Annotated in this window: 21 protein-coding genes and 4 tRNA genes; 10 read left to right on the top strand and 15 right to left on the bottom strand. The window is 43.5% G+C overall.

All coding sequences use genetic code 11. From position 1 onward, the window contains the following. Positions 1-6 precede the first annotated feature (6 nt). Both D6V41_RS01480 and D6V41_RS18100 read left to right on the top strand, forming a co-directional pair. Positions 7-1185: an FAD-dependent monooxygenase gene (locus tag D6V41_RS01480; protein ID WP_136249716.1), complete on the top strand. Its 1179-nt coding sequence runs from the start codon at positions 7-9 to the stop codon at positions 1183-1185. Positions 1186-1263: 78 nt separating this feature from the next. After that, entirely contained in the window at positions 1264-1437 is a 174-nt protein-coding gene (locus D6V41_RS18100; RefSeq protein WP_168710926.1) for a hypothetical protein, read from the top strand. 72 nt (positions 1438-1509) lie between these two features. On the opposite strand, the gene D6V41_RS01475 is transcribed toward D6V41_RS18100, so the two are convergent. Beyond that, entirely contained in the window at positions 1510-2934 is a 1425-nt protein-coding gene (locus tag D6V41_RS01475) for an alanine/glycine:cation symporter family protein (RefSeq protein WP_479680813.1), read from the bottom strand. A 219-nt stretch (positions 2935-3153) separates the two neighbouring features. On the opposite strand from D6V41_RS01475, the gene D6V41_RS01470 reads away from it, so the two are divergent. Then, on the top strand, positions 3154-7140 hold the full coding sequence (locus D6V41_RS01470) for an EAL domain-containing protein (RefSeq protein WP_136249715.1): 3987 nt from the start codon (positions 3154-3156) through the stop codon (positions 7138-7140). Positions 7141-7155: 15 nt separating this feature from the next. Here D6V41_RS01470 and D6V41_RS01465 read toward each other — a convergent pair. The 4 genes from D6V41_RS01465 to D6V41_RS01450 form a co-directional block, all read right to left on the bottom strand. Beyond that, positions 7156-7231: transfer RNA gene (locus D6V41_RS01465), tRNA-Gln, on the bottom strand. A 24-nt stretch (positions 7232-7255) separates the two neighbouring features. Further along, positions 7256-7331: transfer RNA gene (locus D6V41_RS01460), tRNA-Gln, on the bottom strand. A gap of 14 nt (positions 7332-7345) precedes the next feature. Then, positions 7346-7430 (bottom strand) — tRNA-Leu (locus D6V41_RS01455). A gap of 33 nt (positions 7431-7463) precedes the next feature. After that, positions 7464-7540: transfer RNA gene (locus D6V41_RS01450), tRNA-Met, on the bottom strand. Between the two features lie 191 nt (positions 7541-7731). On the opposite strand from D6V41_RS01450, the gene D6V41_RS01445 reads away from it, so the two are divergent. Next, entirely contained in the window at positions 7732-10494 is a 2763-nt protein-coding gene (locus D6V41_RS01445; protein ID WP_241664387.1) for an ATP-dependent RNA helicase, read from the top strand. 87 nt (positions 10495-10581) lie between these two features. Here D6V41_RS01445 and ychF read toward each other — a convergent pair whose 3' ends face one another. From ychF to lolB, 7 genes are all read right to left on the bottom strand, one after another. Then, positions 10582-11673 (bottom strand): redox-regulated ATPase YchF, encoded by a 1092-nt coding sequence (gene ychF / locus D6V41_RS01440; RefSeq protein WP_136249714.1) that lies wholly within the window; start codon positions 11671-11673, stop codon positions 10582-10584. Between the two features lie 50 nt (positions 11674-11723). Further along, on the bottom strand, positions 11724-12311 hold the full coding sequence (gene pth / locus D6V41_RS01435; RefSeq protein WP_136249713.1) for an aminoacyl-tRNA hydrolase: 588 nt from the start codon (positions 12309-12311) through the stop codon (positions 11724-11726). Positions 12312-12315: 4 nt separating this feature from the next. Further along, positions 12316-12966 (bottom strand): 50S ribosomal protein L25/general stress protein Ctc, encoded by a 651-nt coding sequence (locus tag D6V41_RS01430; RefSeq protein ID WP_136249712.1) that lies wholly within the window; start codon positions 12964-12966, stop codon positions 12316-12318. A gap of 419 nt (positions 12967-13385) precedes the next feature. After that, complete coding sequence (locus tag D6V41_RS01425) at positions 13386-13916, bottom strand: hypothetical protein (protein ID WP_136249711.1); 531 nt, start codon at positions 13914-13916, stop codon at positions 13386-13388. Positions 13917-14054: 138 nt separating this feature from the next. Continuing rightward, positions 14055-15002, bottom strand: a complete 948-nt coding sequence (locus D6V41_RS01420) for a ribose-phosphate pyrophosphokinase (RefSeq protein ID WP_136249710.1) — start codon at positions 15000-15002, stop codon at positions 14055-14057. Positions 15003-15139: 137 nt separating this feature from the next. After that, a complete protein-coding gene (gene ispE, locus D6V41_RS01415) occupies positions 15140-15991 on the bottom strand; it encodes a 4-(cytidine 5'-diphospho)-2-C-methyl-D-erythritol kinase (RefSeq protein WP_241664385.1) in 852 nt (283 codons plus the stop codon). After that, on the bottom strand, positions 15984-16739 hold the full coding sequence (gene lolB / locus D6V41_RS01410) for a lipoprotein insertase outer membrane protein LolB (protein ID WP_168710924.1): 756 nt from the start codon (positions 16737-16739) through the stop codon (positions 15984-15986). Before lolB ends, ispE begins: the two co-directional genes overlap by 8 nt. Before the next feature lie 124 nt (positions 16740-16863). Between lolB and hemA the strand changes: the two genes are divergently transcribed. The 6 genes from hemA (at position 16864) to D6V41_RS01380 (ending at position 22988) form a co-directional block, all read left to right on the top strand. Continuing rightward, positions 16864-18138 (top strand): glutamyl-tRNA reductase, encoded by a 1275-nt coding sequence (gene hemA / locus D6V41_RS01405; protein ID WP_136249707.1) that lies wholly within the window; start codon positions 16864-16866, stop codon positions 18136-18138. Positions 18139-18200: 62 nt separating this feature from the next. Beyond that, entirely contained in the window at positions 18201-19286 is a 1086-nt protein-coding gene (prfA, locus tag D6V41_RS01400) for a peptide chain release factor 1 (protein ID WP_136249706.1), read from the top strand. A 29-nt stretch (positions 19287-19315) separates the two neighbouring features. Next, positions 19316-20200, top strand: coding sequence for a peptide chain release factor N(5)-glutamine methyltransferase (gene prmC, locus D6V41_RS01395; RefSeq protein WP_136249705.1), 885 nt, complete (start codon positions 19316-19318; stop codon positions 20198-20200). Positions 20201-20246: 46 nt separating this feature from the next. Then, the gene (locus D6V41_RS01390; protein WP_136249704.1) at positions 20247-20633 is read left to right on the top strand and encodes a SirB2 family protein; all 387 of its coding nucleotides are present in this window, start codon (positions 20247-20249) and stop codon (positions 20631-20633) included. A 48-nt stretch (positions 20634-20681) separates the two neighbouring features. Continuing rightward, a complete protein-coding gene (gene kdsA, locus D6V41_RS01385) occupies positions 20682-21527 on the top strand; it encodes a 3-deoxy-8-phosphooctulonate synthase (RefSeq protein ID WP_136249703.1) in 846 nt (281 codons plus the stop codon). Between the two features lie 207 nt (positions 21528-21734). Then, positions 21735-22988 (top strand): adenylate/guanylate cyclase domain-containing protein, encoded by a 1254-nt coding sequence (locus D6V41_RS01380; protein ID WP_136249702.1) that lies wholly within the window; start codon positions 21735-21737, stop codon positions 22986-22988. A 13-nt stretch (positions 22989-23001) separates the two neighbouring features. On the opposite strand, the gene purB is transcribed toward D6V41_RS01380, so the two are convergent. From purB to mnmA, 3 genes are all read right to left on the bottom strand, one after another. Next, positions 23002-24387 (bottom strand): adenylosuccinate lyase, encoded by a 1386-nt coding sequence (gene purB / locus D6V41_RS01375; RefSeq protein WP_136249701.1) that lies wholly within the window; start codon positions 24385-24387, stop codon positions 23002-23004. A 61-nt stretch (positions 24388-24448) separates the two neighbouring features. Continuing rightward, positions 24449-25072 (bottom strand): high frequency lysogenization protein HflD, encoded by a 624-nt coding sequence (gene hflD, locus D6V41_RS01370; protein ID WP_136249700.1) that lies wholly within the window; start codon positions 25070-25072, stop codon positions 24449-24451. An 11-nt stretch (positions 25073-25083) separates the two neighbouring features. Then, on the bottom strand, positions 25084-26304 hold the full coding sequence (gene mnmA / locus D6V41_RS01365) for a tRNA 2-thiouridine(34) synthase MnmA (RefSeq protein WP_136249699.1): 1221 nt from the start codon (positions 26302-26304) through the stop codon (positions 25084-25086). Positions 26305-26411 lie beyond the last annotated feature (107 nt).

Raw genomic sequence — 26411 nt, 5'->3', positions numbered from 1 at the left:
AAACGAATGAAAACAGAAGACAGATCTCAACAAATTGAAGCCGATATTTGCGTCATGGGCGCCGGTATGGTTGGGGCGGCCGTTGCATGTGCAATGGCTGATAAAGGATTTAAGGTCGCGGTTGTCGAGCCTTTTATGCCTGAAGAATATCACGCCTCACAAGCCCCTGATTTGCGTATGTCTGCCTTGAATAAGCACAGCATCGATTTACTGCAGGATTTAGGTGCCTACGAACATATTCTGCAAATGCGCTATCGAGATTATGATTGTTTACAGGTATGGGAAGATGAATTTGCAAAAACGAGTTTCAGTGCAAGTGATATTGGCGAATCGAAACTGGGCATATTTGCAGAAAATCGAATCATTCAGCTAGCATTATTAAAGTGTTTCAGGCTTCAATATGCCGAAAGTATTCAGGTATTTCCTCATAAGGCAAAACATATTGATATCAAAACTGGCACTTTGCAATTAGACAACGACGTCAGTATTAAGTCCGCATTGATAGTGGGAGCAGACGGGGCTAATTCGCAAGTAAGACGAAGCGCTGCTATCGGGCAAACCGGATGGGATTATGAGCAGTTGGCTAATCTGATACTGATTGAAACAAGTGAAAGACTGCCGGATACTACATGGCAACAATTTACACCCTCCGGTCCATTAGCTTGCCTGCCAATGCATGACAATTATGCTTGTTTGGTGTGGTACGCCAATGCATCTGCTTCAGCAGAATTAAATGGCGCAAACCTTCAAACTCTGAAACAAATGATCGAAGTGTCGTTCCCACCACTGCTTGGAGATTTTTCAGTGCTGGAGCATGCAAACTTTCCACTTCGACGTGCTCACGCCAATCAGTACTGGCGCTCAAAAGCCGTTTTGATAGGCGATGCCGCGCATACCATTAACCCCTTAGCCGGGCAGGGAGTTAATCTGGGTTTTAAAGACGTGGCTGCGCTGGCAGATGCGCTAGAGCGCTATGGGCTTGATGACCTTAAAAGCAGCTTAACTAGCTACGAGAAAGCAAGGCGGCACCAAAATTTATTGATGATGAGTAGCATGGATGTTTTATACAGCGTATTTAGCAATAAGATTGGTCCATTAAAATTAGTGCGCAATATTGCATTAGGCGCTGCTCAGCATGCAGGTCCGGTAAAAAATATGGCACTAAAATACGCAATGGGCATCTAATTCACAACAGGGCTTGTATATTTGTAACCAGCCCAGATAACTAACATTACTGTTGAACTTAAGGGTAGACTAATCGCGATGAATTTATTCGTTATTCTTGGTGTTTTATTTGTTGCACTTATCATTATCATTCCGCTAGTGGAGCGTTCAGGATTGAGAGTGTCAAACGAAACGGCCAGCAAGTTAAGCAAATTTATCTGGCCTTTAATTATCATCGCATTAATTGCACAATTAATTGTCTTTGCTTTTTAAAAATGGCTTACTCGTTCTTGCAATAAACTTTGCGCTTTAGACTCATAATTTGCTTGCAAACGTCTTGGCCTATCAAGGCTTTCCTGTCCAAATATCTTTTTCTTCCAATTCACCCTGGAGTTTGCAATCGCTGGCAGTAAAGACGATTTCTCCACCTTGTTGTCGCTTTGTCCGATAGTCTTGCGTTAATGAAACAATAGTAGGCGTTAATAGCACGATGGCGATTACGTTAACCACAGTCATTAGCCCTAAAGCCATATCCGCCATTGCCCACACGGTAGGAAGGGAAGCCATTGCACCCCAAAAAATCATAGCTAGATAACCGGCAGTAAAGGCTGCTCGTCCCGGGCGATTATCCAATTTGAACATGTGTAAATTTGCTTCGCCATAGGCGTAATTTGCGACCACAGATGTAAAGGCAAAAAATCCAATTGCCGCTGCCACAAAGTCAGCGCCAACGCTACCTAAGTGAGATTCCATCGCGGTTTGCGTCAATCTGATACCTTCCATTTCACCAATAGATGTATCCGTTCCCAACAAAATGATAAATGCAGTTGCGGTACACAAAATCATTGTATCCAAAAATACCCCTAGCATCTGAATATAGCCTTGAGAAACAGGATGATTTGGATGTGGACATGCAGCCGCAGCTGCCTGAGGTACGCTACCTGAGCCCGCTTCATTTGAATAAAGCCCTCGCTGGATACCATTTTTAACGGCGGCTGCAAATGCACCAGCGCCTGCCTCTTGTAGGCCAAAGGCTGAGGTGACAATATCCCACAGCACGGCAGGTAGCATTTCAATATTGACGACGGTCACGCCTAAAGCGACTAGCACATAGGCAATCCCCATAAACGGCACGACCCACTCTGCAAATCGAGCGATTGCTCTAAGCCCGCCTATCACAATAAGCCCTGCTACTATAACAATCGCCAAGCCGCTGTATTGAGTTTCTATTCCGTAACTGTTGTTCAGCGCATCGGTAATGGTATTAGCCTGTACTGCACTAAATACAAATCCATAACCAAAAAACAAACAGAGAGCGAACAATACGGCAAACCATGAATTTTTAAGACCTTGTTTGATGTAATAAGCAGGTCCGCCGCGAAATTGTCCGTCTGAATCCTTAATTTTATACGCTTGACCGAGCACCGACTCTGCATAGCCAGTCGCCATTCCAAGCAATGCTATTACCCACATCCAGAATATCGCACCCGCACCACCTAAGGATATTGCGACCGCAACGCCTGCCAGATTGCCTGTACCAACACGAGCAGATAAGCTTGTACAAAGCGCCTGAAAAGAACTTATTCCCTGAGAATTACTGGCGTTGCTCCCTTTGAGTAGAGACCACATGTGCTTGAAGTCGAGTATTTGAATGAATTTAAGTCGGAAGGTAAACCAGAGACCGGCTAAAAGCAGCATGTAAATAAGAACCTGACCTTGCCCCCAGAGAATATTGTTTACAAAGCCTACAACGTCATTAACCAAAGTCATTCCTTTCTTTATGCGCGAATATTTGATGAGTGCTCAAAGTTTATCGTAAAAGTTCGCTCATGCATAAACATGAAATGTTATGGAACAAACAAAGTTTGCATAAGGCGCATATTTGTTTTTTTATCCTTTGTTTTTGCGTCTGACTCTGAATAAAGGTATTAACGAATAAGCCGATATAAAAGACATTCATAAAATCCTGTACTCGCCTTAGGTATCTACGTGCGCAAAAACGTGATTTATTTGCTTGGCTGGCTGCTTCTACTCTCGCTTACTTTTACAGCGAGAGCCTTTGATGCTGAAAATAGTAACTCCATTCGCCATTTTCGTGCGCATTCAATGTTTCTTAATGAAGGGCAAAGCCTTCCTTTCGCGCGACATTCACAGCAAGACGGTCAAGGGTTTATCTGGTTGACTTCAGGCCCCTTCGTGCAGCGCTATAACGGTTATGAAGTAGAGTCATTCCACTTACCTTTTTTAAGCGAAAGTCGCAGGGGGACCAGCCCCTATTTATTTAAAGATAGCCAGGAACGCTTTTGGGTGGGGCAGGCCGGATTATTCTTGTTTGACCCAAAAGCACAAGCTTTTGTCTCTCAACAAGCAACGCAAGCACATCACGTCGAAAGTGTCATAGAAGATAAAAATGGCTACCTATGGTTTGCCGGTGACGGTGAAGGATTATTTCAATTTGATGCATCTGAAAAAGAGATACGACAAAGTTTCTTTAATTTGAGCAACAACCAACGGATCAGTGACGTTCATAGCTTGGCTTATGATCCTAACGGTGATGTCATATGGATTGTTGCAAGTAGCGGGATTTATCAGTTTTTAATCAATACCCAAGAATTCATAAAGATTAAAACTGAGCTTGATGATGTATTCGCATCATTTCTTATTCGCGATATATCGCTGGATTTATATAACGGGGTATTGTGGGTTGGCACATTTAATGGCCTGCTTAAAATTGACACCACGAACTTAAGTTCGAAGCTATACACGCTTAGTCTTGATTCTGGTATGCCCGTCAATGCCGTTACTACTACATTTATTGATGCTAACAACAACACCTGGATTGGCTTTGAAAAAGCGGGTATGTGTGTATATAAGTATCACAGCGACAGCTTTGTTTGTATGCCAGCATCATTTGATGATGCTCATTCAATACCTTTAGCAAGCGTTGAGGATATCAATCAGGACAAAGACGGTAACCTGTGGCTTTCAATGAATAGCTACGGTTTGGTAAGAGTAAGCCCCGAGTTGGAAAAGTTTTCGGATATCACTCGCTTGATTGATGATGACTTAAGTGATTTTTTTCCGCACACTTTCGATGGTGAATTGACCTCAAGGGGTGAAATCTGGTTCGCAACAGACGGCGGCGGGATCAGTATTTTTGACTTTAAAAACAATCAATTTTCGACCCTTAAACACGAACCTGACAATCCAGCAAGCCTCGGTTCTGATTCCGTCATTAGCTTAACCCAGGACGAAAACGCGATAATTTGGGCAGGTACCTGGGGAGGCGGTTTGGCAAAAATCGACCCGCTTACCAGAGATGTGGAAGTGTTTCAGCAAGACCCTACAGCGGCAAAAAATAGCACAATTGGTGGTAATAACATTTTCGTTGTAGAAGCGGACAAGCAAGGGGGGATTTGGTTATCTGTTTGGGGAAAAGGTGTTCAGTATTTCGATATCGCCAGAAACCGATTTACTGATTATTTTAGCAGACAGAAGGGGGGAGATAGCGATATTTTCAACCTTGGCGTTGTCGATTTGGCGATACATGGCAACTACCTATATATCGCTGGTCGCTATGGACTGGAACAGCTAAATTTAAAAACAGGACAAATTGAGCTTGTAATTGATGAAGACTTTGGCGGGATTTCTCATATTCATCCGTCGAATAATAACACCTTATGGCTTGCTACATCGTCGGGTTTGGTAAAGCTGGATCTTGAAAGCAAAGCCTACCTTATTTATTCAGAAAAAGATGGCCTGGCCAATAATGAAGTGAATTACCTCAGCGTTGATCCCTTAGACAGAATATGGGCAGCAACAAACCATGGTCTCTCTATCTTTGACACGAAAACAAAGTTGTTTGTGAACTACTCACAGCAAGATGGATTAGTTGGAAACGAATTAAGTACTCACGGTGAATTTACGTCTGTCGATGGCGCTTTTTACGTGCCTGCAAAAAATGGCGTGACAAAAATTGACCCATTTAGTTTGCCTGAGCGCTTACCTGAATCGCGTACTTATATCAGTGAAGTGTCAATGATTACTACCGATGCATCCTCAGACAGGCGTTTTTCTTTTGCTGAGCTACTGAGCCAGACAAGTCCGGCAGAAATTGTCTACAACAACAATAGCTTGAAAATTGATTTTTCAGCCTTGAATTATGTTTACCCGCAGTATTCACGGTTTCGATATCGTCTACTCGGATGGCAATCAGATTTTAATGAAGTAAGCGCACAAGAGCGAAGCGCAAGCTTCACGAATTTGCCAGCGGGTGATTATACCTTTGAAGTTTACGCATCTAATAGCAACGGAATATGGGATGAAAACGGCAGTCGCTTTACATTTACCGTACTGGCACCTTGGTGGCAAACCTGGTGGTTTGTGAGTATTGCCAGCATTCTGCTTACATTGGCGGTATATGCAATAACTCACTGGCGTTTAGCTGCCAACAAACGCAGTCAAAATGAGTTGAAACAAAAGGTGGCCGAAAAAACTGTTCAGCTTCAAACCTATGCAGAAGAATTAGAGAATACAAGTAACTCACTTGCCAAATTAAATAACGAATTGGAAGATCGCGTTTTACAGCGCACGCAAGAACTGCAAAAAGAAATAAATGAGCGTAGGGAAGCAGAAAGAAAACTGTTTCACATGGCTTTTCATGATTCTCTGACTGAGCTACCCAATAGAGAGTGGATACTGCAGCACATTAGTGGCTTGATTGAAAAAACAAAGCGCAATGCGGATTTTACTTACGGTGTGATGTTTCTGGATGGAGATCGTTTTAAACAAATCAACGATACCATGGGGCATATTTTTGGCGATAAACTACTCATTGCCTGTTCAAAGCGTCTGACCTCACTGTTACATGAAAATCAGTATTCAGCGAGACTGGGAGGTGATGAGTTTACCGTTGTCACGCAAGGTATGTGTGAGATAGAAATGGAAACGCTTGCAAAGAAAATTGTATCTGCGTTTGAAGAACCATTTATCATCGAAAATTCTACTGTCTACTTTAATGTAAGTGTGGGCCTGGTATGTTGTGATGCGAATTATAAAGACGTGCCCAGTGTGCTTAAAAATGCAGACATTGCGATGTATCACGCCAAAGAGTCTGGGCGGTCAGTCTACAAGATATTTGATGACCAGATGCAAAAACAGGCAGTTAAAAATATCGAAATTGAAAAAGGCCTTCGAAATGCCATTTCAAACGATCAGCTTGAATTGGTCTATCAACCTATTTTTAACCTTAATGATGATAGCCTAGAGGGCTTTGAAGCGCTAATTCGCTGGCAACATCCCGAAAAAGGCTTAATTTCGCCAGCGGATTTTATTCCTATTGCAGAAGAGACCGGCCTTATTTGGGATATTGGAGAGTGGGTACTGAGAGAAGCATGTCGACAGGCAAGTGTTTGGCATATCAAGGCTGATTACATCAGACCGACAATTTCAATCAACCTATCCAGTAATCAGTTAAGAAACACCCACTTTTTGTCACTGCTTGATAGTGTCATCGACACGGTGGAAATTGACTCTCGTTATATTAAACTTGAACTGACCGAGTCCTTGTTGATTGAAAACAGTCATCAGCTTGAAGCGATATATTCGTGCCTGCAAGAAAGGCAAATCGACCTGGCAATTGATGATTTTGGTACAGGATATTCATCACTTGCTTATCTTAACGAAATCCCCGTGCAATATCTGAAAATCGATCGCTGTTTTGTCGCTGCCATTGACGACAATACGAATCAAATTACCAATCAGAATGCATTGAATGTATTAAAGGCGATAGTTTCACTGGCGAAAGGTGTTGGTAAAAAAATCATTGCCGAGGGGATAGAAACACAATGTCAGCTGGAACAACTAAAAGAATTCAATTGCGATATGGCACAGGGCTACTTTCTTGGGCGGCCTTTGTCTATAGAAAAAGCAACTGCGTTAGTCGCAAAGTATGACGAAGAGAAAAGAAAAATTTAGATGTAGTCTAGTAAATGGCTGGGGTAGCAGGACTCGAACCTACGAATGGCGGGATCAAAACCCGCTGCCTTACCAACTTGGCTATACCCCAGTTGTTCGGTTATGGTTTGCTAGATGGCTGGGGTAGCAGGACTCGAACCTACGAATGGCGGGATCAAAACCCGCTGCCTTACCAACTTGGCTATACCCCAGTCGTTTACAACGATGGTGCGGAAGGAGAGACTTGAACTCTCACGCCGTGAAGCACTGGAACCTAAATCCAGCGTGTCTACCAATTCCACCACTTCCGCGTATCTAAGCAAATCCTAAATTAAACAAAATTATGGTGGCTACGGCGGGACTCGAACCTGCGACCCCATCATTATGAGTGATGTGCTCTAACCAGCTGAGCTACGTAGCCATAATTCCGCTCAATTTCGGAGTGGCGCGTATTATGCGCAAGCGAGGTAGGGTCGTCAACCGTTTTTTAGAAATTTCCCAACGCTTGCACACAATCTAAGCGTTTTTTAACTTAGCGTTGATTTTATACGCGCATTTGGCAACTTTTAAATCGATAGTCCTCTTTTTATTCTCGGTTTATTCCGTAAACTAGTGGCTCAAATACATTCAACTTATTCGCTACTTATTGTGCTTCCAATCGAATCCATATTTTCCATTCTGGCTGAACAGCTTAAGCATGATAATGCTATTGTGGTGGCGCCACCCGGAGCGGGTAAGTCGACATGTCTGCCACTGTACTTACTCACGCTTGAACAATTTGCCACAGACAAAATAATTATGCTTCAGCCAAGGCGAATAGCTGCCCGCAACATCGCGCAATATTTAGCCGGGCAGCTCAATGAAGCACCTGGAGAGCGAGTTGGATATCGTATACGGGGCGAATCAAAAGTCAGTGAAAAAACGCGTATTGAAATAGTGACAGAAGGCGTGCTGACTCGCATGTTACAAAGCTCTCCCGAGCTTGAGGGGGTTAGTTTAATCGTGTTTGATGAGTTTCACGAGCGCTCTATTCATGCTGATTTTTCCCTTGCATTGTCTATTGAAGTTCAACAAGCGCTAAGAAACGACTTGCGTTTGCTTGTTATGTCGGCAACGCTGGAAATCGAAGGAGTAAAATCCATCTTGCCTGCTGCCAAGGTCCTGAAGTGCGAGGGCAAACAGCATGCAGTTGATATAGTGTATCTTGATGATACCGGGCAACAGGCAGATTATCGCGGACAAAACAGACAAATTAAACAGTCTCTCTCGCAGCGCTTGATTGCACGGGTATGTAATGCAGTCAAGCAGGTATTCGACCAGCATACAAAAGACGTGTTGGTGTTTTTACCCGGAGCAAAAGAAATCCAAAAAGTGGCTGGGCAATTAACTGAGCTATTTGATGAAAGCGCGCTTATCTGTATGCTCTACGGTGGCTTAGCCTTTAACAAACAGCAACTTGCATTTATGCCAGCGCCGGCCGGTAAACGAAAAATCATACTCAGCACCAATATTGCCGAAACCAGTGTCACCATAGACGGTGTTGAAGTTGTTATTGATAGTATGATGGAAAAGGTGGCGGTGTTTAACTTGAATAAAGGGATCACAAGCTTACGCATGCAAGCTATTTCTCAGGCATCGGCAACCCAGCGCGCGGGGCGAGCAGGGCGGCTGATGGCAGGCACATGCTATCGGCTTTGTTCGCAATCATTCTTTGAGCGGCTTGCTCAGCAATCCAAGCCCGAAATATTAACTCATGACGTAAAGCATCTCGTTTTTGAGGCAGCCATTTGGGGTAGCCAACTCCACGAATTACCTTTAATTGACCAGCCTTCTGCGGCGCAACTCAAACAGGCGCTAACAGCCTTGGTGAGCCAGGGGCTTTTAAAGCCTCAGGGTTTTAACAATACATCGAATTTGCCAATGTCATTTGAAGCCTCTTCATCCAATACATTTTTATCTGATGGTGCCTTACTCAATCACTCTGATGAATTCAGTGTTAGCCCACTTGGACAACGTGCACATCGGTGGGGGACAGATTTATCTATTGCCGTAATGATTGAACGCACACTATCGGCAATTGACGATTCAAAAATGGAAAAACGCCATCTCAGTCTTGCCCTTGCAATTGCGAGCCTGATTGAAAACAAAGATCCATTGTCTCATCAAGGTCCGGCTGGCGCTGACATTCAAAAGCGTTTGCAATTTCTGCAATATAATAAGGCGCATCTTATCTGGAAAGATATTCGTCACTGGCATAGACGTTTGAATCTATCCTTAAATTTATGTGAGCAATGGCCGCTTGAGGAGAGCGGCATACTTGTCGCCTTTGGCTTTCCTCATTGGATAAGCATGCACAATGGTGAAGGTGCATTGAGTCTAAGCACAGGTGGGATGGCAAGATTAGGCGATGAAGACCCGCTTCTATCTATACCTAAGCAAGCTAAGCAGTTTGTCGCTGTTGCCTCGATGTTTATACACCAGTCAGATCAGCAAGCAGCAAATAATAAAGCAGATCCAAAAGTAACGCTTGCAAGCCTTTTACCCGTTGAGCTTCTTAAAAAATATAAAGAACCTTTTGCGCATTTATTTACTGAAAAGGAGACCGTGCATTGGGATAAAAACGCGCAAAGCATTAGCGCAAGGCGGCTGGAGTGTTTCGGTCAAATAGTGTTGTCTTCGACGCCTTTGCCTAAACCCTCCGCCGCTCAAATTATGTCGCTATGGCAAGCAAAAATACGTGAGCAAGGCCCAAGTTTCATAGATGCTTTGCCTTTTGAACAAGCAAGCATGCAGTTGCTGCGACGCCTTAATTTTGTCTCGCTTTATTACCCATCTCTTTTACCCAAAAGCTTGACTCGCCTTGACAATAAATTCTTGCTCGAACATGCAGATAAGTGGTTGCTACCGAGTTTATCAACATGTATGTCTTGGCAGTCTCTTAGCAAGCTTTGTTTTTACGACCTTCTACATAACTACTTAATAGCAGAAGTTGGCTATACGGAATTAAAAAGAGTACTTGCCTTAGTCCCTGAAAAATATGCCCTTGCATCGGGCGATAAAGCAACGCTTGAATATCAGCAAGACGGCACTGTGGTGCTAAGCGCACGAATACAGGCGTTTTACGGACTCAACTCGCATCCATGTATTTTACAGGGAAAGCTTTCTCTGACTCTACACTTATTATCGCCAGCCAATCGTCCTATTCAAATCACTCAGGATATTAGTAAATTTTGGGAAGGCAGCTATCAAGCCGTTAAAAAAGAAATGAAAGGTCGCTATCCAAAACATATTTGGCCAGACGACCCGGCAAATGCGACTGCAACGCTGAAAACAAAACAGGCATTTCAGCGTGAGAGCCAAACAAAAAATAATTAAATGCCTTGTGCATTTAAGCGATGCAGCTTGCTTGAGTAGCTAGACCGTGCCTAGACTGGGCAGCTAGAATAGGCAATAAAACGCATATCAAACGTTAAAGCGAAAGTGGATCACGTCTCCATCTTTTACAATATATTCTTTGCCTTCTAATCGCCACTTACCCTTGTCTTTAGCACCTTGTTCGCCATTACAGGCTATGTAGTCATCAAAACCGATGACTTCTGCGCGAATAAAGCCTTTTTCAAAATCGGTGTGAATTTTACCAGCAGCCTGAGGTGCAGTAGAGCCATCGGGGAAAGTCCATGCACGCACTTCTTTTGGACCAGCAGTAAAATACGTTTTCAAGGTAAGCAAGCTGTAGCCTGCTCGAATAACGCGATTAAGGCCAGGTTCCTCTAAGCCTAGCTCAGCTAAAAAGTCGGCTTTATCCTCTTCATCCAGCTCAGCAATATCTGACTCGATTGCAGCACACACGCTAACGACAACTGCACCTTCACTTGCTGCAATGGCCTTAACTTTGTCCAAATATGGATTGTTTTCAAAACCATCTTCGTTGACGTTCGCAATGTACATGGTAGGTTTGAGCGTCAGAAAATTCATATAGCTGATGGCTTTATATTCTTCAGGGCTTAAATCAACCTGTCGCAGTAAGCCACCTTCATTTAAATGCGGCAATAATTTTTCAAGTACTTTAAGTTCATACTTGGCATCTGCATCACCGCCTTTTGCGCGTTTGCCTACGCGGATCATGGCTTTTTCAGTGGTTTCGAGGTCGGCCAAGGCCAGCTCGGTATTAATGACATCAATGTCCGACTGCGGATCGACTTTTCCAGCTACGTGAACGATATTGTCGTTATCAAAGCAGCGCACCACATGACCAATTGCGTCTGTTTCGCGAATGTTTGCCAAAAACTTATTGCCCAATCCTTCACCCTTCGACGCACCTTCAACCAAACCGGCAATATCGACAAATTCCATCGTCGTTGCGATTAGCTTTTGTGGCTTCACAATGGCTGCAATTTGATCTAAACGTGTGTCAGGTACTGGCACCACACCTGTGTTAGGCTCAATTGTACAAAAAGGGAAGTTTGCCGCTTCTATTCCGGCTTTGGTAAGTGCGTTAAAAAGCGTTGATTTTCCTACGTTGGGTAGCCCAACAATGCCACATTTAAATCCCATGAATCTGCCTTAAGTCAGCTTAATTAGTTGTAGTTTTGAACAGTCAGGCCTTAACCTGCTGCTTTGAATCCATTTAAACGTTGCTGCGCGCTGGTCAGTCCTTCTTTAAATAAAAGTGCTATGCAGCGAATCGATTCGTCGATTGCATCGTCTATTTTTGCCTGCTCATCTGATGATGCCCGGCCAAGCACATGTCCGGTTACCTTACTTTTATGGCCGGGGTGACCGATACCAATACGCAGGCGTAAAAAATCTTTCTGATTGGCAAGGCAGCGTACAATATCGCGTATTCCGTTTTGGCTTGAGCTGCCACCCATTTTAAATTTTGCGATACCTGGCTCAAAGTCTAATTCATCAAAAGCGACCAAGAGCTGCTCTGGAAGTACTTTGTAAAAGGTGCACATTGCGCCAACGGCCTGGCCGCTTTTGTTCATAAAAGTCGTAGGGATAAGCAGGCGGATATCTTTACCCGCAATAATTCCCCTGCCGGTAAAACCAAAAAACTTAGCTTCATATTTCAATGTGATATTGAAACGTGAAGCTAAGTTTTCTACCAACATAGCACCTGCATTGTGCCGAGTGTTGTGATATTCGGGGCCTGGATTACCCAGACCCACGATAAGACGAATATCAGACAACTGATTATTCCTCAGTAGCCTCTTCACCTGCATCATCATCAGACGCAGCATCTTCATCAGAAGCGCTTGGTCCTTTAGGTGCTTTGATAGTCACAACGGCTAAATCGTGTCCTTCACCTTTTGCCAATTCAACAGATTCGACACCTTTAGGCAGAACAAGGTCAGAGATGTGAAGGGTTTGACCCATTTCAACTTCGGCCATATCTACTTCGATATACTCTGGTAAATCTTTTGGTAAACAGGTTACTTCTAACTCTTGCATTGCGTGATCAGCATATCCACCGTCGTTTTTAATACCGGGTGACTTAGCTTCGTTAATGAAGTGCAATGGGATATTAGTGTGCAGTTTTTCACCAGCGATAACGCGCTGAAAATCGATGTGCGTTACTTTAGGCTTGTAAGGGTGGCGCTGCATATCTTTTACTAGCGCTTCCACTTTCTTACCGTCAACGTTTAATGTAAGAACGTGAGAGTAAAAAGCTTCAAACTCTTGCGCTTGAACAACTTTGTTGTGATCAAGTGTTAAAGAAAGTGGCGCTTCGTTACCACCGTAAAGGATTGCAGGCACTTTGCCCTCATGACGTAGGCGGCGGCTCGCACCTTTCCCTAAGTCTGTTCGGACGCTTGCATCCAAGTTAAAAATTGCTTCAGACATGATTGTCTCCAGTTAATAGATTTAGCACGATTTTGCGACCAAATCGCGCGCGATACTTTATAAGAATATAAAGCCCGTTCGTAAACGGCGGCGCATTCTATCATTGGCACTGGATACAAACAATCATTTTTGTGGTAGTTGATGCCTTTCTTTGCTTATAACCTCTTCATAACTTTTATTGGCTATTTGAGAAATGATGCTTTTGAGACAATATAGTCATTCCGATGCAAATCGGAACCTCTTTGGCACATAGCAAAGGTTAAATAAACAATGCGTTAGCCCATGGAGGTCGTGATTTTCATCACGATGACGACTCTTCGTTGCAAAGCAAAGATGAAATAAACAATGCGTTAGCCCATGGAGGTCGTGATTTTCATCACGATGACAACTCTTCGTTGCAAAGTAAAGATCAATATACCTTAATACGCATTCCCTTTATTTTTGCTGGCATTGCTTTCATCAATGACGCTGTAATCCTCCACTTTGAACATTTGCCCAAATTGTTGAATGGTCATCATATCGGTCATCACGCTGCCGGTAACACTTAACACAATACCATTTTTTCGGTGTTCCTCAGCAATGCCGTTAAGCATAAATTTTTTGCCGTCTTTAGTAACAAAGCCATAAAAACCGCCTTCCATTTCTTGCCAAAGTAAAGTGCCTGTTATTGTCATTTGTCCATCCTGCGCTTGACTCGTTTCCTGGTCGTTACTGCTCATTTGTTCATTTAATTGCTCAGAATCCTCAGTGTCAACAACCGAAGAAACAGCTTGCGATGTTTCAGGCTGCACAGGCTCAGGAATGTTGCTATCGTCTTGACAGCCACTAAGGCCTGTCAAAAGAAGTAAAACAGGGAGGGAAAATCGTTTGTAAATCGTCATCATATCTCCTTTATGTTTAATATTATGCATGTTTTTCGACACTTTATTTTGATGCACAGCGCTACTCATTATCTCTTTTACAAGCTTATTACAGTGTAATCCGGTGTGCAAAAACCAACATGCCCCAGCCATCGTTTTGGGTATTAAAATTTAGGGCATAAAAAAACCGCTTTAGTTTAAAGCGGTTTTTGTTACATAAGTATAGCATTAATACTCAAACATCGCTGAAATTGATTCTTCATTACTAATGCGTCGAATAGTTTCAGCAAGCATTTCTGAAAGCGTGAGCTGCTTCACTTTTTTAACTTTTTTCATCTCTTCGCTAAGTGGAATACTGTCAGTGATAATGATTTCATCAATCACTGAATCTTCCAGGTTTTTAGGGGCAGCGCCTGAAAATACCGCATGGGTTGCGTAGGCATAAACTTTCGCTGCGCCGTGCGCCTTGAGAGCTTCTGCTGCTTTTGCCAAGGTTCCACCGGTGTCAATCATATCGTCAACAATAATACAATCGCGACCTTTGACATCACCGATGATATTCATAACTTGTGCTACATTGGCTTTTGGACGACGTTTGTCGATGATGGCCAAATCTGTATCGTTAAGCAACTTGGCGGTAGCTCTTGCTCTTACTACGCCGCCTATGTCAGGTGATACAACAACAGGCTCTTTAAAATCACGCTGGAACATGTCATCAAGCAAGATAGGTGTACCAAAAGCGTTGTCTACCGGCACATCAAAAAAGCCCTGTATCTGTTCAGCGTGTAAATCCACGGTAAGCACTCTGTCAACACCAACACTTGATAGAAAATCAGCCACAACACGCGCGGTAATTGGCACGCGAGCACTTCTGACTCGACGGTCTTGACGTGCATAGCCAAAATAAGGGATGACGGCAGTAATGCGGCCAGCCGACGCACGTCTGAATGCATCAATCATTACAATCAATTCCATCAGGTTGTCGTTTGTTGGCGCACAGGTTGACTGCAAAATAAAAACGTCCGAGCCACGGACGTTTTCATGAATTTCTACGCATATCTCGCCATCACTAAATCGGCCTACGCTGGCGTTTCCTAATTTAGTGTATAGACGGTCGGCGACTTTTTGAGCGAGTTCCGGTACGGCATTTCCGGTAAATAGCTTCATATCGGGCACAAGATAATCCTCAGTGCAAGTTTGGCCAGTGATGGCATGTATGGCTGTGGTGAATGCGAAAACAATCCGGCATAGTACAAGGTTCAAAGCTCAGAGCTCAGAGCGAAAGAAAACTCTATTATTCATCTTGCAAAATCTTATAAATCCAGACTTTTGTGCGCAGATGAATAATTCACGCCTTTTGCAATAAACCCTGATATCCCGTCAGGAAGCAGCTTAAGTATCTGTTTTGCATCATCTTCATTATCGAATATTGCAAAAACACTTGCGCCTGTGCCAGTCATTCTCGACGGGGCGTAGTTTAGCAACCACTGTAATAAATTTGCAACTTTAGAATCCATTTTACTCACTAAAATTTCGCAATCATTTCGCGTTTGTTCAAAGCTATAATCGCTAAATGCAATTTCCGGGGTATTTCTTGGTAAGTCGGGATGATTGAAAATTGCCTGAGTAGAGATGTGCGTTTTAGGAGTCGCAACCAAATACGTTCTAGTACTTAGCTCAACGGGAGTCAGCGCTTCACCCACTCCGCTTGCAAAGGCGGTTCTGCCTCTTACAAATACAGGAACATCGGCGCCTAATTTCAGTCCAATCTCTGCCAATTCATCTATCGATAGCCTGCATTCCCATGCTTGGTTAAGCGCAAGCAATACCGTTGCAGCGTTAGACGAACCACCTCCAATGCCTCCGCCCATGGGCAAGCGCTTGTCGATACTTAGCTCAATACCGAAGGGTGAGTTTTTGTAAGGTAGTAGGGCATTTGCAGCTTTAAGTAACAAATTATCCGCGTTATTCACCCCTGCAATAGGATTTAGCAAGTGAATTTTAGGCGCTTCGATGAGCTTGAATCCGATGGTGTCGCCGTAATCTAAAAGTTGAAATAAGGTTTGCAGATGATGATAACCATTTTCTAGCCGTCCACAAATGTGCAAAAAAAGATTCAGTTTTGCAGGGCTTAAAACGTAGAAGGGCGCATCAAAGTTAATCAAGAGACGCCTCCCAGTCATCAATGCGTAATATGAGTTTTGTTTGTGTATCAGCCTGTGTCATGGTTATTCGGGTGGGTAAAGCGATTTCGGGTGTATCCGCGCTTTGTGCTTGACTGCTCGATGAGCTCAAAAGTGAAAAATCTGCGTATTGATTAAACGTTACATCCCAAACAAAGCAAGCTTGGCATTGCGTACGAAAACGCTTCACCAGACCATTTTCATATCGTTCGATTACTAAGTTGTGTTCCACATTACCTTTTAGCCACTGAGGCATTGATTCTAAGGGTAATTGCCAACCAATCACTTGAAAGACTAACTCTGAAGGAGAGTGGCTTTGCCACTGCTGATTATCTGCCTCAAGGCTTGCAATCAAGCCATCGTATTTAAGCCTGGCGATGGTCGAGCCGACGATGGTGCTTAAGGTCATGTTAGTGTGGATGTCTTGCTGCTGCCATGCCATGTACGCACTTTTTCGTTCATCCGGTGTGATAATGGCAAGTTTTCCGCTCACGCGCCAGGATGCTAATTGCTCTAGCGCCTGCCTATTTAATTCTGCAGAGTCACTCACATTATCTCGCTTAGTCACGCATGCACTTAAGGTCAATATTGTCAGGCTAACTAGCAACAAACGCGGAACAAGCCGCCATAAATGAATGTGATGAAGGCGCTTTCCAAAATGCAGTGCGCAGTCGGATAATTGAGTCAGCTTTGTATCTATGGCTGTGGATGCTCTATTAAGTTTAGACAATAGGGGAACCTTTTGCTGGATTTACACGCAAAACGGCGCGATAAATGCAGTTATCCTTTTAATTAATGGGGGATTTTACTACAATGCGCTGTCTTTCAGTAAGTGCAAGTATACATATATTTTCATGCCGTTTTTCACCATTGGTTTAAATCATCAGTCAGCGCCGGTTGCTTTGCGAGAGCGCGTGGCGTTTACACCAGATAAACTGATGGATGCACTTTCAGAATTTAAGCGTCTAAACGAGCACAACAGTGAGCTTGTGATCCTCTCGACATGTAATCGCACCGAGTTGTATGCCAACACCGCGACATTTGAGCAGTCCCGCTTAATCGACTGGCTTGCAAAAGTACATGGCATTGACGTTAGTGACATACAAAATCATCTGTATTTACATCAGGAGCAAGATGCCGTTGAGCACCTCATGAGAGTGGCTTGTGGATTAGATTCACTGATTTTAGGTGAGCCGCAGATCTTGGGACAGGTAAAGCAATCCTTTATGGAGGCAAAGCGCGCAGGCACTGTTAACAGTCAGTTTGAAAAGCTGTTTCAAACCACCTTTGCCGTGGCAAAACAAGTTCGCAGCCAGACAGAAATTGGCGCTAGCGCAGTTTCAGTGGCTTACGCCGCAGTGCAATTAACCAAGCAAATATTCTCCTCTATCGATAGAAGTCATATTTTATTGGTGGGAGCAGGGGAGACAATTGAGCTGGTTGCCAAACACTTACAGCAGGCTAATGCGAAGTCTATTATGGTAGCCAACCGCACGCTTGAGAATGCGCAACAACTGGCACGAAGCCTAAATGGAAAAGCCATTACCATCAGTCAAATTCCCGCACACCTTTTTGAAGCAGACGTTGTTATAAGTTCCACTGCCAGTTCACTCCCGCTTATTGGTAAAGGAATGGTGGAATCAGCACTAAAGCAGCGCAAACACAAACCGATGTTGCTACTTGATTTAGCCGTTCCGCGAGACATAGAAAGCGAAGTCAGTGATTTAGACGATGCTTACTTGTATACCGTTGACGATTTGCAGGATATCATTGAACAAAACGTCGCAACACGCGAACAGGCGGCTCAGGAAGCGTCAAGACTCATTAAAGACAAAGTCCTTGATTTTAGTAAATGGCAGGCGCAATCGGCACACATCGATTTAATCAAAGAGTATCGAGAGCAGGCACAGGCCTTAAGAGACGATTTAACGCAAAAAGCGCAGGCACGTATCCAAGCGGGTGAAGATGCTCAGGTGGTGCTTGATGAACTCAGTTATAAATTATCACAGCAAATGATGCATGGCCCCACAAAAGCCTTGCAAAGCGCAATCCAGAATCAGGACAATGAAAGCTTACATTTACTCAGCAAAGCCTTTAATTTGAGTAAATTGATGAGCGAAGACAAATAAATTGATAAACAAGCGGTAATAGTCAGCACCTAAAGTTATTAGACCGCATAAGCAGGATAAAAATGAAGCAATCAGTCGTTAATAAACTCGAATCGCTAGTTGAGCGTTTTGAAGAAGTGCAAGCCTTGTTAGGTGATCCAAAGGTCATTGGTGATCAGGAAAAGTTCAGAGCACTATCAAAAGAGTTTTCTCAGCTTGAAGAAGTCGTCAAGCAATTTAGTGCCTTTCAGTCTGCGCAAGAAGACATTGCATCTGCCACAGAAATGCTAAAAGAAGACGATCCCGAGATGCGTGAAATGGCGCAAGAGGAATTAAAATCGGCCAAAGCGATAGCTGAAGAATTAGAAACGTCTTTGCAAATTCTCTTGCTCCCTAAAGACCCAAATGATGATAACAGTTGTTTTCTGGAAATTAGGGCTGGAGCAGGGGGCGACGAAGCGGCTATTTTTGCCGGGGACTTGTTTAGAATGTACAGTCGCTTTGCTGAAACAAAAGGTTGGCGGGTAGAGGTACTTAGCGCTAACGAAGGTGAACATGGCGGTTATAAAGAAATTATTGCCAATGTAAGTGGAGACGGTGCATACGGCGTGCTGAAGTTCGAATCGGGTGGTCATCGCGTTCAGCGCGTACCTGAAACGGAGTCTCAAGGTCGCATTCACACATCGGCTTGTACAGTGGCTGTATTGCCAGAAATTCCTGAATCGGAAGCGATAGAGATCAATCCGGCAGATTTGCGTGTGGATACTTTCAGAGCTTCTGGTGCTGGTGGACAGCACGTAAACAAAACGGATTCTGCCATTCGCTTGACACACATTCCAACGGGGGTGGTAGTGGAATGTCAGGACGAACGCTCTCAGCATAAAAACCGGGCAAAAGCGATGTCGGTTTTGCAGGCAAGACTTAATCAAATCGAGCAGGATAAACGCACGGCAGAAGAAGCAAGTACACGTAAGAGTTTGGTGGGTAGTGGCGATCGATCTGAACGAATACGCACTTATAATTTCCCTCAAGGCAGAGTGACAGATCACAGAATTAATCTCACCTTGTACAAGTTGGATGACGTTATAGCAGGGGATTTGGCAGCGCTGTCGGACCCGATACGACAAGAGCATCAAGCAGACTTACTTGCTTCACTTTCAGATGACTAAACCATGCATGTTATCAAAGAGCCCGCAGCATGAAATTGGCAAGTCTTTTAGCTAAGGCTGAACAATCGCTATTGGGCGAAACGCATTTAGCTTACGCGGATAAAAAAGACGCTGCCCTTGAAGCGCGTATTTTGTTTGAATTTGTAAGTGGCAAGACACGAGCCTGGCAAATCGCGCATTCAAGCGATGCTGTTGACGACACCGAGCAGGAAGCATTTAACGATGTTATTCGAATGAGATGTAGCGGACGACCTATCGCCTATATTACGGGCAAACAGGCCTTTTGGGATTTAAGCCTGGAAGTAAACTCCAGCACCTTAATCCCCAGGCAGGATACGGAGACCTTGATTGAACTTGCTATCTCATTGCAAAATCACTTGCCTGATAATGCAAGGGTATTAGATTTAGGCACGGGTACAGGAGCAATTGCATTAGCTTTGAAAAAAGAGTGCCCTCACTGGCGAGTCATTGGGATTGATACGATTGAAGATGCTGTCATGCTGGCAAGGCGCAATGCCAGCATCAATCAATTGGAGGTAGAGTTTTTTCAAAGCGCCTGGTTTGAAAAAGTAAAGATTGGTGAAACGGACGATGATGATTTATTTTCGCTTATTGTCAGTAACCCGCCTTATGTTGAACAAGGAAGCAGCTATTTATGGCAGGGGGATTTGCGATTTGAACCGCTTAGCGCGCTGACTTCAGGTGAGGACGGTCTTAAGGATATACGGGAAATTATTCAGCAAGCGCCTGCCTATTTGCTAAACGGCGGATTATTGATGCTGGAACATGGTTTTGCTCAAGCAAAGGCTATTCGTGATCTTTTAAGCGCCCGAGGCTTTAAACAAATTGAGACGCGCCAGGACTACAATCAAATTGACAGAGTAAGCTTTGGCTGGTGGTCAACAACTAATTAAAAACGATTTCAAAATGAACAATAACACATAATAAGAGCATAAAATTATGACAGAAACGACGATAGCCATCGCTAGACATCTCCACCTTACGGCAGTTGCCTTAACCTTTCTATTTTTCATCATTCGCTTTGTACTGCTTTTGCGCGCCTCGCCAGCCCTTGATAAAAAATGGTTGAAAATCACCCCACACATTGCAGATACGCTTTTACTCATTTCAATTATATGGATGGCGATAATTTATTCTGCCTATCCATTTTTGAACTCATGGGCAACGGCTAAATTTGCAGGCTTGATATTCTATGTTGGTTCTATTGTTGTTGCGCTTCGTGTTGCGAAGAAAACCCATTGGCGTATCCTTGCTGCAATAAGTGCCGTGTTTTGGCTAGTGATGACAGCGCGATTAGGATTTGTTGGTATGGCCGCTTTCGCATAGCATAAAACTCAAGCATTAAGATAATCAGTAAAATCAATAAGGACGCAGATGAGCACAATTAAAGAAGTAAACATACAGCATATAAGAGTCGCTAACGATGCGCCGTTTGTTTTATTTGGTGGCATGAATGTATTGGAATCGCGAGACCTTGCGATGAATATTGCTGAAACCTACGTGCAGGTATGTGAAAAACTTGCTATTCCTTATGTTTTTAAGGCGTCTTTTGATAAAGCAAACCGCTCTTCTCTTTATTCGTATCGAGGTCCTGGCATGGACGAAGGGCTAAAAATATTTGAAGAAATTAAATCGACCTTCAATATACCTGTGATCACCGACGTTCATGAACCCTATCAGGCGGCACCCGTGGCAGAAGTCGCAGACGTAATACAATTGCCCGCCTTTTTAGCACGACAAACAGACCTCGTTGCTGCGATGGCGAAAACGAACGCCGTTATTAACGTTAAAAAACCACAGTTTTTAGCGCCCCATGAGATGCGTCATATTATTAAAAAGTTTGCCGAAGGTGGAAACGAAAAAATAATGCTTTGTGAACGGGGAACGTGCTTTGGTTATAACAATCTCGTTGTTGATATGCTGGGTATGGATCTCATGAAGCCAATGGCACCGGTTATTTTTGACGCTACTCATGCTTTGCAAAAACCAGGTGGCAGAGAAGATTCGGCGGATGGACGAAGAAAACAGGCAGCTGAACTGGCAAGGAGCGGCATGGCTCTGGGTATTGCCGGTTTGTTTATAGAATCGCATCCTGATCCTGACAATGCAAAATGCGATGGTCCCTGCGCCTTACCCTTAGATAAACTGGAAGGGTATCTGACGCAAATGAAGCAATTAGATGACTTAGTAAAGAGCTTTGAAGACTTACAGATCAAGTGATCTATTGTCTGAGTGTTTAATTGTTACAATAAGCGGCTTATTATGTGTACGATTACTTGCGTGAATGCTTAATTGGCACAGTCTATTCCGACTACTGATGGATAAACGATAACGTGGATTTTTGCTCTGCTATAAAGTGATATCGTTTGTATAGGTTAAAAATGCACTTATTTACAATGCTTAAACGGGAGAAACAGGGAAGTAACAATGTTTGAGCAGGATTCGAATTCATTCACGTTCGATAAAGGTGAACATCTAATGTATTCGCGGCGCGCCGTCATGCGGCGCGTGACTTACCTTCTGCTTTTTGTTACCGCATTACAAACCTTGAAGCTCTTCTTTTTAGATGCCTCACATCAAAGCATCTTAACTTTACATCTAATGAATACCTCTATTCATTTCATCGGTTTTGCCCTCTGTGCATACGCATTTAGCCGCAATCGCTTTAATTTAGGTAAGTGGCTATTGCAGGTGTTTTTTATTAGCTTTATTACTGTAGCAAATCTGCTGTGGCGAGAAGATATGGCGCTTCAGTATTTTTATCTCTTGGCGCTCTTCGTTACAGGATTCATGTTTAGTGAAAAAGAAACACGTTTTTTCGCCGCTTTAAGTGTGCTTTACGTCATTTTATTTTTGATATTTCAGCATCTAAATGTGGCAAGGCCGCAAACACTCATCTATGAGCAGATTGGCCAGGAAAAAAATATCAATGCAGCGCTTACAATGATCAACAGCTTTGTTCTGGCGCTGTCCTGTTTAGGGTGTGCGTATATTGTCAGAAGAATGACCTTGTCTAACTGGAAAAAGGCACAGAATTTTAGTCAGTCGAGCGCCAATGTCATTTACAAAGTATTCCCCGAGCGTATAGCTGGCAAAATTATTTCGTTACAAAATACGCGCAAAAGCAGTGCGCAAGATTTGATGTACAAAGCACCGATGACGGTTGTGTTTATGGATATTGTAAACATAAGTTCTTATATGAATGAGCATGGTGAACATACTGCCTCATCGATTATACAGGATGTGTACACACGATTTGATGCGGTGATCAAAAGCTCTGCTTGCCTGCGCATTAAAACCAATGGTGACCAATACATATTTATATGTGAACTTAAAGACGGTAAGCACGAAGAGCGCGTATGCAAAACCTTATTTTTAATTCGTAAACTTCACCAGATTTTCAATGAAACCGCTGGCTCTAGCTCAATGGCCTTAAGAACGGGGATCTCAACAGGAGAAGTGTCGGCGGGCATAGTAAGCTTAAAAAGCCCCTGTTTTGACGTTTGGGGCCAATCTGTGGTGCTAGCGTCTCGCCTGGAAAAAAGCGCAAGCCCCAGGCAAGTCCACTGTGATAAACACACATACGAACTGGCACAAGGACGCTTTTTCTTTTCTGAACCTGCGGTATGGAACTTTAAAGGATTAGGTCAGACGCTCACTTATCACATGCTAGTTGATTGAAGCGCTTGTCGGCTCAAGCGCGCAGTTTAGCAATCAATTCGTCGCACAGGCGAAGCGCATCACCAATATAACTTGCTGGTGTCATGGCTTTTAGAGAAGCTTTTGCATCTTCAGGCATGTCTAGCCCGTCTATAAATTCAGCAATGGCCTGGCTGTTAACTTTTTTACCGCGCGTAAGTTCTTTTAGTTTTTCATAAGGCTTCTCAATGCCGTAGCGGCGCATGACGGTTTGTATCGGCTCAGCTAAAAGCTCCCAGTTTGCATCAAGTTCAGCGCTCAGACTTTGCTCATTTACTTCTAGTTTACTTATCCCTTTAAGCGTGGCTTGATAAGCAATTGATGCGTACGCCAAACCCACACCCAGATTGCGCAAAACGGTCGAGTCGGTCAAGTCGCGTTGCCAGCGGCTAACAGGAAGTTTTGCACTTAAATGCTGTAAAATAGCATTCGCGATACCCAAATTGCCCTCTGAGTTTTCAAAATCAATGGGGTTTACCTTATGCGGCATGGTAGATGAGCCGATTTCACCGGCTACTGTTTTTTGCTTAAAGTGACCTAGCGCAATATAGCCCCAAAGGTCTCTGTCAAAATCGATAATAATGGTATTGAAACGCGCAATTGCATCGTATAATTCGGCGATGTAGTCGTGCGGTTCAATCTGCGTCGTGTAGGGGTTGTGCGATAAACCTAAGCTTTCGACAAATGTTTTTGAAAAAGCGTGCCAATCAACATTCGGATAGGCGCTAAGATGCGCATTGTAATTTCCCACTGCGCCATTGATTTTACCAAAGAGTTTAACCGACTGTATTTGCTCAAGCTGCCGGGCTAAACGTATAGCAATGTTTGCCATTTCTTTGCCCATCGTTGTTGGAGAAGCAGGCTGCCCGTGGGTTCTTGCCATCATCGGTATTTGTCTGTAATTTTCGGCCAAATCAACAATGGCATCGATAATTTGCTGGCTTTGAGGCACTACGACATCCTGTAAACCTTGACGAAGCATCAGCGCATGCGAAAGATTATTGATGTCTTCAGAGGTACAGGCAAAATGAATAAATTCTGTGACTTTATGTAACTCGTCAGACTGAGCGACTTTTTCTTTTAAAAAGTACTCAACGGCCTTTACATCGTGATTCGTTGTGCGCTCAATTTCTTTAATTCTCGCTGCGTCTTGCTCTGTAAATTCACTGACAATTGCATCTAACACTGCATTAGCTTCGCTTGAGAAAGAGGGAACTTCACTGATTTCATCGTGCTTTGCCAAGGCCTGTAACCATCTTACTTCTACCTCCACTCTGCAGCGAATTAAACCAAATTCGCTAAAGCTGTAGCGCAGCGCTTTTGTTTTTTCGCCATAGCGGCCATCAACAGGGGAAAGTGCAGTTAACGATGATAATTCCATGATGTTTCCTGTATTTGAGTAAGTCGGTGTTAAAAGTTGAGCTTGATTATGCTTGTAAAATTTAGTCCATCTGTCTGAGGGCTTGTTTGGCGGCGTGAACAATTTTGTTACGAGAAAATAAAATATGACGTCGTTTTCCACCTAGCTGACGCCACAGTACTGCTGAGCGAATGCCAGCTAAAAGTAAAGCCCGCACACGCTTTTGATTGCTTTCTAGACTTAAAAAATTCGGATTACCCGCTATTTGTATTTTTGGCGCAAGCGGGCTCACGATATCTGAATAAATACTCGCAAGGGAGCTTAATATCTGTAAGTTCTCAAAGCCAACATGTACCGTTTGACGCTGAACGTGAGACACTCGCTGCCCTAGTTCATTTAAGGCTTGATTATTACGGCTTAATTTACGCTCCAAGCTTAAAATTGAGGCAATATAGCGGGTTAACTCGGCATCTTTAGTTTTGCTGGCGCTATCAAGCTGATCGACAAGGGTTGTAAAACCAATTTTTAAATTACTTAATTTGCCATATACCTGCTGAGTATTTTCAGGTGCTGTAACTAATATGCTTGAGATGCTTGCTTCTACAGCATTTTCATCCGCTTCGCCGCGTCTGGCAATACTCTGCACTAATTTAGCGGCTTGACATACACCTGCCAGGGCAAGTTGTTGTTCTATCAGCTTATCCATTCACTTATGCTCTACGCGTTTGATGTAACATGTTTATTATCAGGTGATATGTCGGATGCCAAATGAAGGTAATTATCAATTATCGCTCCACCTAAACATCGTTCATTTTGATAAAATACAACAGACTGTCCGGGTGTGACCGCTTTTTGAGGTTTATCAAAGATGACTTTGACCTCGTCATTTTTAAGCGGGATAACGCGGCATGGAATATCAGCCTGACGATATCGGGTTTTAACGCATGCTCTGAACTCATCTTTAGGTGTTTCTCTATCCACCCAATGAATCTGACTGGCAACTAGCCCATCTGAATACAATCTTGGGTGATTGGCGCCTTGTCCTACAATGAGCACATTTCGTTTTAAATCTTTGTCAACGACGTACCACGGCTCATCTCCGTGGTCTTTTGTGCCACCGATAAATAGGCCTTTTCGTTGACCAAGCGTGTGATACATCAATCCCTGATGCTCGCCAATTATTTCTCCGTCAACGGTCTCAATGACACCAGGCTGAGCAGGTAAATACTGTGCTAAAAAGTCTTTAAACTTGCGCTCACCAATAAAGCAAATGCCTGTAGAGTCCTTTTTATCGTGTGTCACCAAATCATGTTGCTCTGCGAGTTTTCGCACTTCAGGTTTTTCTAAATGCCCAATAGGAAAGAGCGTTTTGCCAACATGTTCGTGACTGAGCGTATATAAAAAATAGCTTTGGTCTTTGTTATTGTCGAGTCCTCGATGCAACTGCCATTTGCCATTTATTTTTTTACGCTGACAATAATGACCGGTAGCGATAAAGTCAGCGCCCAGGTCTTCTGCGGCAAACTCTAAAAAGGCCTTAAACTTAATTTCTTTATTGCACATTATATCCGGGTTGGGTGTACGCCCGGCTTTGTATTCTTCAAGGAAATACTCAAAAACATTATCCCAGTACTCTGCGGCAAAGTTGATGCGATGAAGTTTTATGCCAAGTTTGTCGGCAACTGCTTGGGCGTCTGCTAAATCTTCTGCTGCCGCGCAATATTCATCGTCATCGTCTTCTTCCCAGTTTTTCATGAAAAGCCCTTCCACCTGATACCCCTGTTGTAGGAGTAAAAGTGCAGATACAGATGAGTCAACTCCGCCAGACATCCCGACAATCACTTTGGTTTGCTCAGGGGGTAACGATGCATCTTCAGCGCTTTCATTGTGAAAGCCCGCATTCGTTGTGTCCCTCAGAGGTTTCTCGTTTGCTGTCATTATTCTAGTGCCATTTCTTTTGTTTACTGGTTTGTTACTGCTTTAGTTACTGGGTTCGTAATGCGGCCTTACTTACGCTTTAAGCGGGCTCTACAAAAAGAGGGCGG

Origin of the sequence: Ningiella ruwaisensis, from assembly GCF_004798935.1 — a bacterium.
Lineage (GTDB): Bacteria > Pseudomonadota > Gammaproteobacteria > Enterobacterales > Alteromonadaceae > Glaciecola > Glaciecola ruwaisensis.
The sequence above is the reverse complement of the archived record's forward strand: the minus strand, read 5'-3'. Positions and strand labels throughout refer to the sequence as shown.